Annotated in this window: 16 protein-coding genes; 7 read left to right on the forward strand and 9 right to left on the reverse strand. The window is 32.9% G+C overall.

Features of this window, described 5'->3' with window-relative positions; translation table 11 throughout:
* Positions 1-210: 210 nt before the first annotated feature.
* A complete protein-coding gene (locus tag V1503_RS00155; protein WP_410623879.1) occupies positions 211-1,647 on the forward strand; it encodes an NAD(P)/FAD-dependent oxidoreductase in 1,437 nt (478 codons plus the stop codon).
* 120 nt (positions 1,648-1,767) lie between these two features.
* Here V1503_RS00155 and V1503_RS00160 read toward each other — a convergent pair whose 3' ends face one another.
* Entirely contained in the window at positions 1,768-2,649 is an 882-nt protein-coding gene (locus V1503_RS00160; protein ID WP_410629355.1) for a DMT family transporter, read from the reverse strand.
* A 367-nt stretch (positions 2,650-3,016) separates the two neighbouring features.
* Here V1503_RS00160 and V1503_RS00165 point away from each other — a divergent pair, with 367 nt between their 5' ends.
* Entirely contained in the window at positions 3,017-3,217 is a 201-nt protein-coding gene (locus V1503_RS00165) for a cold-inducible protein YdjO-related protein (RefSeq protein ID WP_320210574.1), read from the forward strand.
* Between the two features lie 257 nt (positions 3,218-3,474).
* On the opposite strand, the gene V1503_RS00170 is transcribed toward V1503_RS00165, so the two are convergent.
* Positions 3,475-3,633: an LPXTG cell wall anchor domain-containing protein gene (locus tag V1503_RS00170; protein WP_410623881.1), complete on the reverse strand. Its 159-nt coding sequence runs from the start codon at positions 3,631-3,633 to the stop codon at positions 3,475-3,477.
* A 333-nt stretch (positions 3,634-3,966) separates the two neighbouring features.
* Between V1503_RS00170 and V1503_RS00175 the strand changes: the two genes are divergently transcribed.
* The 3 genes from V1503_RS00175 to V1503_RS25130 all read left to right on the forward strand — a co-directional run bounded on the left by V1503_RS00175 (position 3,967) and on the right by V1503_RS25130 (position 8,068).
* A complete protein-coding gene (locus V1503_RS00175; protein ID WP_410623883.1) occupies positions 3,967-4,404 on the forward strand; it encodes a MarR family winged helix-turn-helix transcriptional regulator in 438 nt (145 codons plus the stop codon).
* A gap of 183 nt (positions 4,405-4,587) precedes the next feature.
* A complete protein-coding gene (locus V1503_RS00180; RefSeq protein WP_410623885.1) occupies positions 4,588-5,964 on the forward strand; it encodes an MATE family efflux transporter in 1,377 nt (458 codons plus the stop codon).
* A 418-nt stretch (positions 5,965-6,382) separates the two neighbouring features.
* Positions 6,383-8,068, forward strand: coding sequence for a methyl-accepting chemotaxis protein (locus V1503_RS25130; protein ID WP_496113354.1), 1,686 nt, complete (start codon positions 6,383-6,385; stop codon positions 8,066-8,068).
* A gap of 351 nt (positions 8,069-8,419) precedes the next feature.
* Here V1503_RS25130 and V1503_RS00195 read toward each other — a convergent pair whose 3' ends face one another.
* The 6 genes from V1503_RS00195 to V1503_RS00220 form a co-directional block, all read right to left on the reverse strand.
* Positions 8,420-9,064, reverse strand: a complete 645-nt coding sequence (locus tag V1503_RS00195; protein ID WP_214482346.1) for an MOSC domain-containing protein — start codon at positions 9,062-9,064, stop codon at positions 8,420-8,422.
* Positions 9,065-9,351: 287 nt separating this feature from the next.
* On the reverse strand, positions 9,352-10,140 hold the full coding sequence (locus V1503_RS00200) for a VOC family protein (protein WP_410623888.1): 789 nt from the start codon (positions 10,138-10,140) through the stop codon (positions 9,352-9,354).
* Positions 10,141-10,679: 539 nt separating this feature from the next.
* Positions 10,680-10,817 (reverse strand): DUF3221 domain-containing protein, encoded by a 138-nt coding sequence (locus V1503_RS00205; protein ID WP_410629357.1) that lies wholly within the window; start codon positions 10,815-10,817, stop codon positions 10,680-10,682.
* On the reverse strand, positions 10,808-10,996 hold the full coding sequence (locus V1503_RS00210; RefSeq protein WP_410623890.1) for a hypothetical protein: 189 nt from the start codon (positions 10,994-10,996) through the stop codon (positions 10,808-10,810). The genes V1503_RS00205 and V1503_RS00210 overlap by 10 nt, the downstream gene beginning before the upstream one ends.
* 30 nt (positions 10,997-11,026) lie before the next feature.
* Complete coding sequence (locus V1503_RS00215; protein WP_410623892.1) at positions 11,027-11,461, reverse strand: dUTP diphosphatase; 435 nt, start codon at positions 11,459-11,461, stop codon at positions 11,027-11,029.
* A gap of 188 nt (positions 11,462-11,649) precedes the next feature.
* A complete protein-coding gene (locus V1503_RS00220; RefSeq protein ID WP_410623894.1) occupies positions 11,650-12,036 on the reverse strand; it encodes a YbaN family protein in 387 nt (128 codons plus the stop codon).
* A gap of 750 nt (positions 12,037-12,786) precedes the next feature.
* Here V1503_RS00220 and V1503_RS00225 point away from each other — a divergent pair.
* Positions 12,787-13,512, forward strand: coding sequence for a sulfite exporter TauE/SafE family protein (locus tag V1503_RS00225; RefSeq protein WP_410623896.1), 726 nt, complete (start codon positions 12,787-12,789; stop codon positions 13,510-13,512).
* A gap of 623 nt (positions 13,513-14,135) precedes the next feature.
* Positions 14,136-15,329, forward strand: coding sequence for an aminotransferase-like domain-containing protein (locus tag V1503_RS00230; protein WP_320257285.1), 1,194 nt, complete (start codon positions 14,136-14,138; stop codon positions 15,327-15,329).
* Positions 15,330-17,093: 1,764 nt separating this feature from the next.
* Here the strand turns inward: V1503_RS00230 and spoIIP are convergent.
* A complete protein-coding gene (spoIIP, locus tag V1503_RS00235) occupies positions 17,094-18,239 on the reverse strand; it encodes a stage II sporulation protein P (RefSeq protein ID WP_410623898.1) in 1,146 nt (381 codons plus the stop codon).
* Positions 18,240-18,474: the final 235 nt, after the last annotated feature.

The raw sequence follows: 18,474 nt of genomic DNA on the forward strand, positions 1-18,474 counted from the left end.
CATATTATAAACAAATCTTTAGCTTAAGATTAAAACGATTAAAGTACTCTTGAAAAGACGTTGTATTTTTACGAACATTTTTATTAATTTATTTTATATTATTCGTGATTTAGTTGACATCTATTTAAATAATTGTTATATTATCCTCTGGTTAGAGCAAAAAAAATAATATTTGTAAATTCACAATATAAAGTCAATGGAGGATTTCTCATGAATTTTGATTATGATGTAATTATTGTCGGTGCAGGACCAGCTGGTATTTTTACTAGTTATGAAATTTCCTTAAAAATGCCTCATGCCAATGTCCTATTAATAGATAAAGGTCACGATATATACCGTAGACATTGTCCAATTCTAGAGAAAAAAATCCAAAAATGCCCTCCACCAGCTGGAAAGAAAGATTTTTCAGGTTGTTTACCAGCATGTTCAATAACAAACGGGTTCGGTGGAGCAGGAGCATACTCTGATGGAAAATTTAATATTACAAGTGAATTTGGTGGATGGATGACAGATTACCTGCCTAATTCTGAAGTTGTAGATCTTATAAAATATGTTGATCAAATTAACTTACAACACGGAGCTACAGAAACAATTACAGACCCATTAACTTCCAAGGTTCGTGACATTGAAAAAAGAGGTTATGCAGCAGGTTTAAAATTATTACGTGCTCAAGTTCGTCACCTTGGAACAGAACAAAACCTTCAAATACTACAAAGTATTTATGAATACTTAAAAAGAAAAATAGAGATGAAATTTAAAACTGAAGTTGCCGATATCATTACAGAGAAGAGTGACGGTCATCATACGGTGAAAGGAATCGAACTTACGGACGGTGAAATTATAACATCAAAAAAAGTTGTTATTGTTCCTGGACGTGACGGTTCCGCGTGGCTATCAAATATATTTAGAAAACGACGACTCAACATGATAAATAACCAAGTAGATATCGGTGTTCGGGTTGAGACATCAGATATAGTTATGGAGGAAATTAATACACATTTATATGAGGGTAAATTTGTATTCAATTCTTCTGTAGGAACAACCGTTCGGACGTTTTGTAGTAATCCATCTGGTCATGTTGTTGTCGAAAACCATTCAGGGATCATGCTAGCTAATGGACATTCGTACAAAGATCCTAACTTAGGAAGTAGCAATACTAACTTCGCTCTACTCGTATCACATAAATTTGCTGAACCATTTGATCAACCAAATGAGTTTGCACACGAAGTATCTAGATTAGCAAACCGTTTATCAAACGGCGGGATTATCGTTCAAAAGTATGGTGATATCTTAAAAGGTCGCCGCTCAACTGAAAAAAGAATGAAGGAAGGGTTTTTAGAACCAACTTTAAAAGAGGCCGTACCTGGAGATTTAGGTCTTGTATTACCTTATAACACGATGAAAAGTTTAATAGAGATGACAGAAGCACTTAACCACGTTACTCCTGGTCTTGCATCTGAACATACACTTTTTTACGGAGTTGAAGCAAAGTTTTATTCAGCACGACCGAATCTTAATAATAAGTTTGAATCAGAAATAGATGGACTTTATGTTGGTGGTGATGGGGCTGGTATCACTCGTGGTCTTGCTCAAGCTGGTGCATGTGGTGTATGGATTGCCCGTGATATTATTGAAACAATTAAATAGTTCAGTAGTTTAATAGCATCAAGTAACTACTTTTTTAAAACCACATGGGCATCAATATAACCCATGTGGTTTTCCTCGTTGCTATTATTTGTCTTTTTAATGTTTGAACTACGAAATTTGTTATGATGCTGCAGACTCATCCACCTTTACAGATCGTTTATTTTGTGACAACATTAAAGTAATCGCCATGCCGATAAATGTAAGCACAATTCCAATCACTTGTAGAAAGCTAGGTCGAAAACCTGTAATCATTGTATCGAGTAAAATGGCTACAATTGGATCTAAAAAAACTAACGCTGATATTAAACCTGCTGATAGATGTCTCACACTTCCAAAAAACAAAAAATAGACAACACCTGTATGGAGAGATCCAATGAGTGTTACAGCAATCCAATTACTTGTTTCTAACCCCATAAACGCTTCAAAATTAACAAAAGGTAATAACAAAATCGCGCCGAGTGTTGTTTGAATGACAGTCACTGCATATGAACTTAATTGGCGAATGTTTTTGCTTAATAGAGTAAGAAAAGCATATAACACAGCTGCTAAAAATGCCCAAATGAGACCAGATGAAAGTAATTCGCCAAATGGTGTATTAGTTCCTAAACCCGAAACGAGCATTGTTCCTAGAAAGCAGACGCTTATCGTTAAAACAGTCACAACAGTTAACTTTTCTTTATAAAAAAGACTACCAAGCAGTAAAACAATCACAGGGGCTAAATAATAAATTGATACAGCAACAGTAACAGGCATCATCTCGAATGCTTTAAAAAGAAACACCCAATTTAGCACTAATATAAGACCACAAAAAATAATTTGTTTTACTTCATGTTTGTTCCACTTTTCCGAAGCGAATTTTCCTGTTAATAACCAAAATACGCCTAAAAAAATTGAAGCAAAAACACATCGCACAAAAACTAATTCAAACGCATGAAGTCCAGTTTTTGCAGCTACAAATCCAATAGATCCAAAAATACTCATAGCTACAATCATGCCAACCATTGCTGCCGATTTCTTTGATCTCGAAAACTTTGTCTTCACTAACAATGCTCTCCTTTTTGTCCGACTTTAGTTTATTTCTATTGGAAATGCACTATATGCTCTGACTGACATTAAATATTAATTATAAATAATTTCAAAAGCATTGTAAAATTTGCAAAATAATAAAAATTAAAGTAATGTACAAGTATTAAAGGTAATCTCGATTACTTCAAGGTAAATCACTTGTTTATTTTTCATGAATGTTTTATTAAAAATTGCATATATTAAATTTTGGACGAATTGTTTTTAAGTAAATCGTTTCCTGAACAAATGTAGCTATCCAAAATCGGATGGCTTCTCTTGTTACATCACTTAGGAGGTTGATTGGATGGTATTTGGCAAAAAGGTTATCAAAGAAATTGAAACAGAAGAAACAAAAATATGGGTATGCTCATCTGAGTTGTGTAATTGTTGGGTACGAGATAATTTTAGAAGTAAAGATCAAACTACTTGCCCAGCTTGTAATAGTGAGATGGAGATGGCATTTAAAGAGTTGGAAATCGTTCACAATAACTCCATTATTTCATAACCTCAATAATATTATCTATCAACGAACCATATTAACCATTAATAAATCATATCAATAAGCATAGTTTGTATATTCAGAAGAAACAATTACGATCCGTGCCATCATCATGTGTGACAAAATATGACAATGATGGCACGGGATTGATTGAAACATGAAATCGTCCAAGGACAGTCACAAAATGACTTAAGCCACTAATCTCCTGGTAGAAAAACCACCACCTTCATAGGTAGCAACCTCCAACACTCTTTAAAATTAACTTAAATTCCCCCATGAAATTCAGCTATTTTTTCTTTCATTTCAAGTCTTTTGCTCTCGATTTTTCTAAATTTACGCAGAGATATCAATGATATGATAGAAAGAAGGAAAAACCCTATATAAGTGATACTATGATTTTGCTGAATAATATTTGTTTTCATCAATTCCATCTCCTCCCCAAGCTTTATGAAGCACTATTCCCATTCATACATTTTTTCTATTAAAATCGATACCTAGTTTAAAAGTGGATGCTCTCAGCTGCATGTAAATCCACCGTGCCGTTCAAAAAGAGCCTTTCAATTATGCATTAATAAATATAAATCCACCTTCTATTTTTTGCACTTTATTATAACATCTATTATACGATTTATTATGATTTTTACGTACCCTAAATAATTTTAAAGTATCATACTAATATTTTCCTAAGCATTCCTGTTGCACTGCGACAAAATTAGGTGTATATTTTATATTATAATAATTAGGAGGCTAACTAAATGGATGATTATCTCAACCATGTTGGTTTCAACTTAAAAGTAGTTGCTAGAACACTTACAAATATACAGAATAACAAATTAGAGCAGCACGGAGTAACGATCGCACAATACCGCGTCCTTTATCATCTAAAAGAAAAGGAAGGCTTATCACAGTCAGAGCTACTTGATGCTTTGCAAATTAAACCTTCCTCATTGACAGGGTTAATTGAACAACTTGAGAATAAAAAACTTGTGACAAGAAAATGTGACAGTAAAGACGGACGTTTAAAAAGACTCTATTTAACTAACCAGGGGTCTGAAAAGATTGAGCAGTTATGGAATATTATTGTCGAATTAGAAAATGAGCTTACAAGTGGATTTTCACCAGAGGAAAAGGCCCTTATGGTATCTTGGTTAAAGAAGTTGAAAAGAAATACTTGCAAGGAAGCAAATGACTAAAGAGAGTATAATCTTGACTCCCCTCTTAGATATCATCTACCAAATATCCATATCTGACTTGTTCATTAACATTAACCACATTGGTTAATGTTAATTATATTATTGCCACTATAAGGATGATGGTTGAAAAAAAATATTTACAAATAGTTAGGAAGCTAATAAATTACAAATGGGGGAATATGCATGAATAATAGAAGTGAAATCTTAGGTACCGAACCAATACCCAAACTTTTGTCTAAATTATCGATTCCTGCAATGATCGGCATGTTAGTTATGTCGCTTTATAACGTTGTTGATACAATTTTTATAGCTAAAGGTGTAGGGACACTTGGAGTTGCTGGCGTATCAATAGCCTTTCCTTTGCAATTGATATTGTCTTCAATTGCTGCTGCCATTGGTATAGGTGGTTCGGCAGTCATATCAATTAAACTTGGGCAAAAAAAGCAAGAAGAAGCTAATCATGTTTTTGGTAATTTTCTTGCTTTATTACTCAGCTTAAACTTAATAGCAATTACTCTTGGACTTTTATTTCTAGAACCGTTACTACGACTTTTCGGTGCAACGGATTCCATCCTTCCTTATGCAATGGATTATTTAAGCATTATTTTATTAGGAATGATCTTTTTTGCATTTGCCATGTCTTCGAACAATATTGTACGCGCAGAAGGTAACGCAAAAACAGCCATGATAACAATGATTGTTTCATCGATTATAAATATTATCCTTGATCCTATATTTATTTTCACATTAAATATGGGTGTCAAAGGTGCTGCCATCGCTACTATTATTTCACAAGTTGTTGCAGCGCTTTATATATTTAATTATTTCTTTATAAGTAAGAAAAGTAGCTTGAGCATTTCATTTAAACACCTCAAACTAAAACTATCATATATTAGATCCATTTTAACTATCGGCTCTTCTGCTTTCATTAGACAAATTGCAGGTAGTATTATGTTTGTTGCAGTAAATAGGATGTTAATTATTTACGGTGGTGAGCTTGGGGTAGCAGTATTCGGAATGATTCATAAGGTAATGGCACTATCTGTCATGCCGATGTTCGGAGTTATTCAAGGCTTGCAACCTATTGTTGGCTATAACCATGGGGCGAAACAGCCTGAACGTGTGAACGATACAGTAATGTTATCCATTAAAGTAACAACAATTATTTCAACTGCAGTATTCGTAATTGTCCTAGCATTTGCTAAACCATTAATTTCAATTTTCACATCTGATGTTCAGGCAATTACGATGGGTGAAAATGCGCTCAGAATTATATTTGCACTCATGATCACAGTTGGTTTCCAAATGGTAATTGGAGGTGTTTATCAAGCACTTGGCAAAGCTAAACCAGCATTCATATTATCAATGGCTCGCCAAGTATTATTTTTAATCCCTCTCGTTTTATTATTACCTCGTCTGTATGGATTAACAGGCGTATGGCTTGCTTTTCCGCTAGCTGATTTGTTTGCATTTATCATAACTTTTGCCTATGCATGGAAGGATCGTATAATTACTTGGAAGAAACAAACACAAAATAGCAATGCAAATGCCTCCGCCTAGTATAAATTGACAATAACTGCAATGACTGTAATGACTGTATTCTCCCTTACATTATGTTTTTTTTAAAATGATGACAATAGTGTTTATTCTCCCTACTTATAATAAATATTACTTTTTCTACACACATAGTATATTTATATAGTAAAAAAGATTGATCGGCATAGCGATCAATCTTTTTTTAGGTTCTATTCACGAAGTTTGTTTAAAAAGGATTTGTATTGGACAATAAATACCAACCCACCTACTTTATTAAAAATACTATAAGAATTCACAAAAATGATCTTGATTTACAGCTATACATGCATTAATATGGAAATGCTTGAAGAAAATACAGGTTGCTTTGTTAACTCGACTATGTATTTAGCAATTAATCAATGTACTAATGTTAACGTTACCACTTTTAGAAAGGGAGACACGGATGAAAATTAAAACAAAACTGTTACTTTCATATTCATCTTTAATAATAATCATCATTATACTGGGGAGTTACGCCGTTGTTAATATTTCTAATATTAACGAAAACGGCAAACATATAGTAGATGAAAGACTAGTACCTACCTCTTCAATTGGTAGAATTGCACAGTATGCTAGTAACACGCGAATTCAAATGCTTCAAGCTTTAGTCAATGAAGATAGTTCAATGACAGCAAAGGCAAAAATTAGTATGGATACCGTTGATCAAATGTTACTATACTATAAGGAAAATTCAATGACTGCTGGAGAAAAAGAAATTTTTCAACAATTAGAAGATGATTGGGAACTATTTAAAGAACGAGTCTCTGAAAATACTGAGTTTATTATGCAAGGTCAATATGAAAAGGCTCGTGAAGGAATTGCATTAAGTGGTGATCAATTCGACAAAGTTGAGGACAAAGTCGGAAAACTCATGAAGGTTAATATAGATCTTGCTAATGAACTATCATCACAAAACAATAAAATTTACCAATCTACAAAAACGTTATTATTGATTGGTCTAGTCATAGCAATAATCACTTCCTTTGTTATCGCACTAATCGCAGGAAGGAAAATTACTAATCCTTTAAAAACGATAAGCATGCGTGTAAGTCAAATTGCTGATGGAGAATTAACGGGTGAACCCATCAAAATAAAGACTAAAGATGAATTATTTTTGTTAGGAAATGATATCAACACAATGCAAGATAATTTAAAAGTGTTAGTTAATAATGCCGCTGAAGCAGGAGATCAACTCGCAGCAGCAGCTGAAGAACTAAGTGCAAGCACAGAGCAAAGTTCATTAGCTACTGAACAAATGGCAACACTGGCTCAACATTCGGCTGAACGTGTTGAGAAACAACTACAAGGTATTAATAATATTTCTTCAACGATTAAGAAGGTATCTGACAATACATTAGAAATAGCACTTAACAGTAGTGACATGGTAGAGATCTCTAAAAAAGCAACTGCTGCTTCTGAAAATGGCTCTATTATTGTTACAAAAGTGGTTGAACAAATGAATATGATCACTGATATAGTAACTGACAGCACAAGTCAAATATATCAGCTTGACCAAAAATCCAATAAGATTAGTAATATTATTAATATTATTACCGATATATCAGAACAGACTAACTTGCTTGCCTTAAACGCTGCCATCGAAGCGGCAAGAGCAGGAGAAAATGGTAAAAGCTTTGCTGTTGTTGCAGATGAAGTAAGGAAACTAGCAGAAGAAACAAAGCAATCCGCATCACAAATTGCTTTAGTATTACATGAGATACAGAATGAAACAAGAAGCTCTGTAAAACATATGAGCGAAGGTTCAGACAAGGTAAATGAGGGCATTACCTTAACAGAAGAAGTAAATGACGTATTCGGCAATATATCTCAATTAATATCTGACGTTGCTACGAAAGTAGACGAGGTTATGCGTTCTATCCAAACGATGGCTGAAGCAAATGAGCAATTAGTTTCAAGCTCAAAATCTGTAGAAGAAATGGCACATTCATCTGTTTTAGCAAACCAAGAAAGTTCTGCAGCTTCTGAAGAACAGTTAGCTACTACAGAAGAAATCACAAGTTCCGCAGAATCCTTATCTGCCTTAGCCGATAAATTGCATAATCAAATATTGAAGTTTAAAATAACTTAAGTAAAATTCATTATAGTTAACGATTCTTCGATGGAACTGTAGTAATGACATTAAGTTTACTTATCACTTTTTATATAACTCAATAAGTTACAAATATAAAAAGCGTGTTTGATAAAAGATTGATCAAAGCACGCTTTTTATGTATTCTCTTTTCCACATTATATTATAGTGCCGGCTTCTTATATTACTTCATAATACGATTTATTGTGTCGAAACCTTTTTCTCTTTTCCTTATGCATGTGATACAGATTAATCATTAACAAGCTATCTTTCATTACTGGTATTCCTAAAATAACGTTTAATTCATAGTTGAAAAGTGATTTCTATGAATAAACGGTATGTATTATATGGTTAAGTGAGATTTTTTAATAATTTTCCAGCCTTGCCTTTCCATGCATTTGCTAAGTCTGTACATTTTAAAATTTCCTCTATAGCTTCTTTATTCTTCTTATCATGAAATAAAACTTGGTTAGCAGACCAGATGGACACGTTATTTTGTGCACGCTCGATTAATTTGATCTCTGAGTTACAGTTCACAGCACCTTCTTTAATGACCTTAAAGAAATAACCAGTATACCCTGTTTCTACGAATCTAGATAGTAGAGAATCAATTTCGTTGAACTTCGAAATCGTATTACAAGGAATTCTGCCCTGTGAAACTTGAACAATTGCATCTCCAAGAGCAAATATATCTCCTATAAAAATATCTTTCTCAAGCATATTCCTCACTGTTATATTTTCACCAAATGCTGGTGGTTCAATAGATTTATTAAACTCTTTTTCAAACTGTAAGTAATGCTCATATGGATAAACACAAACTGCTCTATCTGGTCCACCATGATACTTTTGATTAGCTACTCCATCACCTACAAACCCCTCTGTTGTTAAAAACGCTTCCTCAATGATTTGTTTCCCTATGCCTGAATCTTCGGTTTTTCCATTCCAAACATAACTTTTGGGTTGCCCAATACTTATAGAAACTATGTTTCTTTCCATGTTAATCACCTCAATTTTCCATTAACGTTTTTATTCTAGCTGTTATTTTGAATATGTTCAACATTTTCCTTTTATGCTCAATTGCTTCATATAATAATCTTAGGAAATTGAACATCGGCAAATGAAGTGACAACCCTATCCAAAGCTCATCTGCAGAGGTGTGAACTTACGCAACAAACGTCTGTCAACAATTTATAAGATGAAATGATAACGGTGAACATATTAATTGTTAAGAACGGTAACATACATAATATATGAAACCTGATTCGTTATTACTTTTTTGCTGGTTACATCATGCGATACGACCAAACGTTAATTCGATTTCCATCAGGGTCAAAAAAGTGGAATCCTCCCCACCCTTCCAATGGATTCCCAGCAATTTCTGATAATTCCATATGCTGATCTTTGAGTCTATTATATGTTTCATAAAATTTATCCGGTCTAATATCAAAATATGTACGTACTGCTGGATTCCCTCTAACTGGTTCAACAATTTTTTCTAGAAAAATATTATCCATCAATGTTTGTTGATGAACATTGAAGTCATAGGCATCTTCCGTTTGAAGATGAGCATATCCTTTCTCCGGGTGTTCAGTGACCTTCAAAAAACCTAGATGAGTCGTATACCAATCAACAGCTTTGCTTATATCAGTGACACCGATTCTTGCATTGATCTCACCAAATCCTAATAGTCTAGCATCAGGGTAATGATCCTTCTCTGTAGGATTTTCAAAAACTGTAAATCGAGCATTTTCAAACCCATAAAAATCAAACGTTTTCAAACCATTTACTAAATTGACCTGTTTTGAGTATGTAATGCCATGCTGTTCAAAATAGTTAAGTGTATTTTCGATACTGCCAATCTCAAAACACAACCTAACATTACCTTCTTCCGCAGTTTCATTTATGAAATGGTCTATATCGGAATCAAATGATTTTACCGTAACTACTCCTTGTCTAGGCATTTTCAAAAAAGCTTTTTTTCCCAATGGCGTCTGAACCTGATCTAAACACTCCCATCCCATATGTGTTGTGTACCATTTTACCCCTTCGTCAAATCGCTCCCACGAAACCATGATGAAGCCTCCATCCCAACGAAACATAACCAATCACGCTCCTTAATAAGAATATCTACACATATATCCTAAACCTTAAAGTGGGTTTAATGTCAATATTTTTTGGAAATTCTGTTTTCAACAACGCTCTTATCATAACATTCTTTGCTATAGTCCAACCTAGAAAATAAAGAAGTCGTTTTCACAACCGGCATCTATTTAAAGTATCCAAAGATGCTACGAACGCTAGATGTACCCCCTTATATCTTATTAAGAAAAAAGCCTAAAACAAAAAAAGAAACTCCTTTTATGTAGAAGTTCCCATGTTAAAATTGCAGTTTTTTCGTGAATTTAATGTTGTTAGCACTAAGTAAATACAGCTAATTATTCTTATTAATCATCGTTGGTACAAAAATATTATTTTTTTCCTTTGTTTGAGACGACTTATTTTCCCATCTACCGCTTCCATAGGAAGTTTGCCTATACTAGTCCCAAAATTACCCGTTAGATGTAACACCTAAACTAACGTAATATTCATTGCCTAAATAGACCAAAATGCATTAATCCAAAACTTCAATCTTTCCAATGGTTGCTTGCATTGGGCTACTATCTAAAACTTCACCATCTATCCATACTATAAACTTCTTACCTTTTTCCAAGCTGCTTTTACCAACCGACTTTCCATAGCTTAGAATAATATTACCGGTGTTTCCTTTTTCAAAAAAACACCTTGTTTAACTTCCATTTCTATTGATTGATTATTAAATTTTATTACTTCCCCAATAAAGTCTGATTCGGCTAAATATTCTTCATTATTGTTACAGGCTGAAAGCAATATAAAAACAGTAAATATCAAGAGTGATATCCTTAATGTCATTATTAGACATCCACCATAAATTCAATCTATTTACCTCGTTCCTGTAGAACCGTGGCCACCTCTATTTTCATTATTTAGAACGGCTACTTCTTTAAAAGTCACATGCTGCATTTTTTTTATCATTCTAAATTGACAAATCCGATCTCCAAATTCAATCTTAGTATCTCTCAGAGCATACGCTGGGAAAAACCATTGATCATTATCACCTTTATACGACTCATCGATTACCCCCATTGAGTTTGTTTGGATGATACCAAAATTTTTAAATGTACTTGATCTTGGTACAACATGCGCTTCGTACCCATCAGGGAGTTCCATCGCAACACCAAGAGGAATTAAACAGAACTCTTCTTTTCGGATTTCTACAGTTTTAGCTGCACGTAAATCAATCCAATCCCCAACTTCAATTTTATTGATTTTTGGTAATTGATTATGAAAATATTTAATTTTTATCGTTAATGACATTTATGTTTTCTCCTCTACCATGGACTAATTTATATAGTAAAAATAAAGTTATGCTAAAAATAATTGTCCATACTCTATTAGTATAAACCGTTTTATTATACGAACCCTGTCTAAGTTCTTTAATGACAGTATTAATCTTTATGCGATATCGCAACAACCAACAAAAAAGATGCATAAATGCACCCTCGCTAAGCTGTTATGTCACGTTTTAACGTTTTAATTGATAAAATTAAATAAGTGATTACAACTGCACCAATGAAGAATATAACTTTAAGATATATTATGGCTGACAAAAAGAAAAATGTATAAAAAACTGAGCTCCAAATAATCAAGACCCCTATTATCTTTGGTTTCATAGGAATCGCTTTATGCTCCCGATAGTTTTTTATATACTCCCCAAGTATTTTATTATTCATTAACCTATCATATAATTTTCTCGATGATTTAGCATAACAAAAACCTGCTAGTAATAAAAAAGGTGTAGTCGGTATTAAGGGCAATATGATACCTATGACACCACATACTAAAGCAACTGTTCCTATTACGATCAATACGGTTTTTTGAAGTGTTTTCATAACCGAACTCCTTGCTGCTAGATTAAATAATTATATTTGTCAAAAAATAACCAAGTATTATGAATTAAATTGTTTAGAGTTAACATTAGCAACATTATAACACCGTAGATAAGGAAAAGCTAACCGTCGGCGGTATGCATACTTAATTTTTATACAATGTTACCATTAAATATTTATCTAGACTTTTTTCCATTGTTGGTATGTTACTACGGCCATTAGAGTTTTATATTGCTAGTTATTAAAATTTATAAAATCCCCATGGAATATAGTAGCCTTCCTCATTATTTCTTTCTCGTTAAACGTATATATATCCATTTGAATTAATGTCATTATTTTCGTAAGGTGGAGTTTTCTCACTACATGTAGTTATAATGTAGTTTTCCTCTTGGATTACATATATCTCATCATTTAGCCTCCAGTCAAATAATTTTGCTATTAAACTGACTATTGAAATGTATTCTACTCATATTTCATCAACATAAAAATGTGAGTTGCACCCTATCTTTTATCAAGGTTCTTTTCATACACTTTGTTGCTATTGATACCACGATAAATAATTTTATTCAATCTTCATTTTACATAAGAGGAGTTATGATCGTGTTTATTTCTTAAAAACATTTTTAAATAAAACACCTTTATAGAACATAAAAACCAATAAGTTTTACTTATGTTAAGTATACATTAATTCGTATTTTAATTATAAATAAATGGGTTATATGATAAAAGATATGAAAGGAGGGATTTATATTTATGATGATTTTACTAATATTAATAGGGATCTGCGCATCATTTATTGGAACATTGGCTGGTAGCGGTGGACTTATCAGTATGCCAGCTCTACTTTTGCTTGGTGTACCTATTCATTCAGCTATCGCTGCAGCCAAATTTTCAAATATATTTAGTTCATTTTCTAGTTTTTATACGCTGTTATGGAAAAAAGAAGTTACTTTCTCTTCAGTAGTGGTTATTGTTCCTTTAGCCTTACTTGGAGGGATTGCAGGGGCACTTTGTGCATCTGTATTATCTGAACAACAAATGACGATGATTGCAATTGTATTACTCAGTTTTGCGTTAGTGGTGAATTTACTAAAGAAACTACCACAAGAAAAAGTAGTGAATAACATCATTCTGAAAAATACACACCCACTGTTATTCTTCATCGGAGTGTATGACGGTTTATTTGGACCAGGACAGGCTACCTTATTAATGTATACCCACTTATACAACGGATTGTCATATATTAAAGCAGTGGCTTTTACACGTTTTCAGACCTTTATGAGCTGTATTGGCGCATTTTTCACCTATTTCTTTGCTGGTTATTTCGATTGGCAAATCTCGATATTGCTAGCAACAGGTTCACTAATTGGTGGACTCATAGCTGTAAGAGTTGCTACAAGGCTCTCAACAAATCACGTAAAGAATCTCCTGAGAATAGTAACTTCCATACTAATTATTCAACTAATTCTAAGTATATGACCACCTGAATTTGAGACTATCCTTATATTAATAAACGAAAAACGTGGCTACACGGTATTTCCTGAAAAGGATTAACTACCAATAATAATATAGCTTATATTCCTTTGGGACTAGAGAATGTAGCACGAGCAATTTGCTACGAACGCTATGCGTATATGACCTTATATTTTAGGACAAAAGGAGTCAATCAATACGAAAACAGCCTTGAACAAATACCTAAATCACCATTAGTTAAAACTAAGGGTGGTGTTTCGTTACAAGTAAGAGAACATTGAATTTCATATTGGATGTGTGCAAATGAATGATTTTCAACAAATTATCCAAAACTAGAACTTTGTCACCTTACTACTTGGATGTTAGTGTTTTGACGTACGATGACAGCCATATAACTAACGTTAGCAGATTTTCTTCTACGATTCATTTGCGAATAAGACTTCTAGAAATTGTAAAGTAATGCTACCCCTATGAAACTATCAATCATCATTTATTAAGTGCTCAACCTATTCTCAACCATATCTTATAAAAAAAATAAACTTTTGTTTATCCTATTGACAATTTAAATTATCGTAATATGATTAATCATAAGTTTTTGAAAATTCGATAATTTATAAGGTGGCTATAATATGAAATATGGATTTGCTAAACGAGTTCAACATTTACAAGGGTCAGAAGTTCGAGAGCTATTAAAAATCATTGAGAGCGGAGATGTAATTTCTTTTGCTGGTGGTTTACCTGATGAGAGTTTATTTCCTATTAAAGCTGTTGAAGATGCTTTCGAAAAAACATTTTTATCAGGAAAAAAAGCTCTTCAATATGGTGTTACCGAAGGCTTTACTCCACTACGTGACTTGATTGTTGAGCTTTTGAAAAAACAAAAAATTGTAACAACTACTAATGAATTATTGTTAACGACTGGTTCACAACAAGCGATTGACCTTTTTTCAAGGATAATGTTTAACCCTGGTGACATCATACTAACTGAAAATCCAACTTACTTAGCAGCTCTTCAAGTTTTTAAATCATGTGAGGCTACTATATTGCCTGTTTCAAGTGATGAGCACGGCATGTTACCTGATGATCTTGAATATAAAATTAGAAAATATAAGCCGAAATGTATTTATGTTGTACCAACATTTTCAAACCCTACAGGTAGAGTATGGTCTATGGAACGTAGACAAAAGTTACTAGAGTATGCGAAAAGGAAAAACGTTATTATATTTGAAGATGATCCTTACGGACAAATAAAGTTCGATGACCAAGAATACTTACCTGTTGCAGCACTGGACCAGAGCGGGACTCAGGTTGTTTATACAAGTACTTTTTCTAAAACAGTAGTACCAGCATTACGCACAGGATGGATTAAAGGTCCTCACCAAATTATAAGGATGATGACACAGGCAAAACAAGCTGCAGATCTTCATTCCAATTCTTTATCTCAACAAGCACTCTATCACCTTTGTACAGACTTTAATCTTGATAATCATATTAAACAAATTCGAGCTGTTTATCATAAAAGAATGAAAATCATGCTGGAATTGTTGGATTCAGCTAATATACCAAACATTTCTTATGATATTCCGAAAGGTGGCATGTTCTTTTGGGTAACTCTCCCTGCGAACATTGATGCTACTAAATTATTGACAGCTTGCATTCAAAAAGGTGTTGCGTACGTACCAGGTAAACCATTTTATGTTAGCTCTCCTGAACTAAATACTCTACGCTTAAATTTTTCTCACTCGACTCCCGACAAGCTTAGAGAAGGAATGGGCACTTTAGTCGACGTGTTTGCAGCTGAAAGCATGCTTCCAAATGTCTAACTTGACATCGTACCTGCAATAGTTCATTTGTTCTTTACCAATTTGACCTTCAACCCCATGATTGACTAATAATGCTTAAGGATTGTTATGAGAGATAAAGACCTGTGATAATAATTGATTTAGGTTGCATTCCTGAACGTTTTAATTTCACATGCCCCATTAGCGGTAATTGTAAATAAAAATACTTCAGAGGCACTAACATAAAGCTTTATCGCCAATTTTCATCGAACGGAAATAAAGTTCTTAAAATATATCATTACCAAAATTGCAACAGTATACAACCTTCTAACCCTCTAAATAGTTAATCCTTCTGCAGTCATCACTAGCACATTTGTTAGTGATGACACAGCATTATCACAAAAACCATTATTTCTGAAATAGCTAAAGTAACTAAACATAAATGGGGTTAAGTCCTTGTTGAATAGCTTATGTAAACCGATCTTTCTTATCATTACAGCTGTATAGCATTGTAATAATTAGGCTTTATATCATTGTAATAGCATAACAGCTAAGTTAATAAAGGCAGCACCTATTATTTCAGTAAGGTAGCCATCCGGAGCATTCCATCTATGAATATGTATATAAACATCTGTCATTGCTTGTCAATATCATTATTAAAGCTTCAACCATTCCTGCCACTACAGTTGGAACTTATTCAAACAGTACACACACAGCTTTACTTTCAGTAAAGTGAGCTATTGACTGTTTTCCATAACCCCAGTCATGATGACATTAGCTTTTTTCTTTGTCCTCACCCCTCACTTGTCGCCTTCCTTTTATTTACGGTTAAATCTTCAAATTAATATTATATGGTCGTTCTACACACTCAATCCACTTCAATAACAATAACAATATAATTTCCAGGTTTTAGTGCAATTTACACTAAATAAATGATCAGGTTTCGTAGTATAAAGGAACATACCTCTACTTAGATGGTTGAAAACTTATAAGTTCGTTGAGCACATTGCGTATTGAAGCTCTCTGGAATTAGATTTAGTAATAGTTGTTCAATCAAAAAATGTTGTGAGCGCTTATCTCAATTGGAGTGAATTAATAAGGTGACAAAGGGTCACTGATGACAGATTTATATGTGGATGTATACGATAGTAAGTTTGTAAGAAAATTTTTGTATTTTATTACAACTTTTTTGTAATCTTATTCGTCTGTATATATAAAGGCTAAAAAGGAGGGTTTTTCTAATGAAAATACAAATCAAAAAAATTTTAGCAACACTTATCATAGTTCTTGTTTTTATAGAGTTCATTAGCATAGCGTTCTCGGATTACATATTTACACCTTTCCTTATAATAGATGGAAATATTAGTCTTTTATATTTTATTTTTTCCTACGCAATCATAACGTGCATAATTTTACTTGGCTGTATGTTATTCATAAATATTATGATATCTACTTTTTCCCTTAAAAAATAAATCTAGCTACTCTACTAAATTTGCTTAACTATGGAGAAAAGGCCTGAGTATAATGTTTTCCTGATTATATTCCTATCATTAATGAGAAAATAGCAAATATAGTATTCATATGATCTTAAAATGCCTTTAATCTTTTCACTACATATTTAAGATAAAAAAGATTACCAATGTATTAAGTAAGTAAAAAACCAAACCATCAAAACAAAACGGTTTGGTTTATTGGTAAGTAGGTTATCTATTCATTCTTCCGCTTTTTGAAAACCTTAAACAGCTTGTACGAACATCTAACCTCATTTGAATAATGTGATTTGCTTGCTAGTCAATTTTTTACTGCTCATCCATTTACCTCTATCGCTTCACGACCTGCCCAATATAAATCTGAAAAAATTTCTGAGAAAGCGTCAACACTTCTTTCAAGTTCTTCAAATGTATTGTCTACACCGCCTATTTCTAACGTGATAGCTTTACTAGATATATCTTGATTATATATTCCATTTCCATCTTTTTTTGATTTTTGATATATTCCTCTACTAATTCCAGGGTACCTTTTATTCAGCTCTTTATTAAGTTTTTCGACAAATTGTTTATTTTGCTCATAATTTATATTTTCCGTTCCTAATACAAAATATAATGTTGCGTATTCAATTCCATTAATCATTTTAGTTGTAACATCTCTACGTGCCGAATCCCGATGTATATCAATATAGTACTCTACATGACTATTGTTATTTGTGTTGACTTCTAAAATCTCACGAGACAAGTTATATGACATTGTTGTTTTCCATTCTTTCTCATGCAACTTTGCTGTCATATTTGTTTGATCATGATGTGCTCCGATCCCTTCTTTAAGGAGATTAGCTGATAAGCGCTTACCTAGTGCAACGACATTCACTCGATTATCATTACTGATTGCATGATTTGGACTGCTAGCATCTTTTATATATGGTAAAAAAGATTCCCAACTATGCGTCTGATAGATATATACAGTCTTATTTGGTATATGATCAACAAGATTATTTTCAACTAACATTATGTTTTCATCCTGTTTTAGTTTTTCTGTTGCGACTTCTCGTTCTTTTAATAAAACTTCAATTGGTGGTGACGATTCAAATACGTACTCAGTTTCTTCGGTTATACTCGTTTTGTTTAAGGAGGTAGTTATGCCTGGTAATTCTCCGCCAAAAAATGTTGTTGTATCACTTAGAATAATATTTGTGCCAAATTGTAGAATAGATTCAGCTATATTCTTAATAGAAAATAAATCATTCTCACTTTCTTCTAGAGTAAAATGTTGATTTTCTGCCTTCAGAAAGTGAATTAGTAGGTCTTCTGATTCTACATTTCCTAACGCAGTATCAATAAAGCTAGATTCATATTTAACGTTTAAGCTAACGATTAATGTTGATATGAAGAAGATGAAAAATATCAGCATTGGAATACTAGTCATGAGCAATAACCTTTTGTTTCTATACGGCTTCATAAATATAATCCCCCCTATGTTAATCTATATGCATAGAAAGGATACAATATATTAATTTAACAAAATAATATAAAGAATAGTAGATTATACCACTAATTTCCATTAACACTATTAAGTACAGGTGGTCGGACCTATTGGCTTTATCCTCATATGTTATAAAGAAACAGCTTCTAATTCGGAACCTTATATATATCCCGTATAAATAGATTTTGTAATAAAAATTGAAAAAATCTAC

It is taken from the genome of Nanhaiella sioensis (assembly GCF_046557775.1).
In the GTDB taxonomy this organism is placed as follows: domain Bacteria; phylum Bacillota; class Bacilli; order Bacillales; family SM2101; genus Nanhaiella; species Nanhaiella sioensis.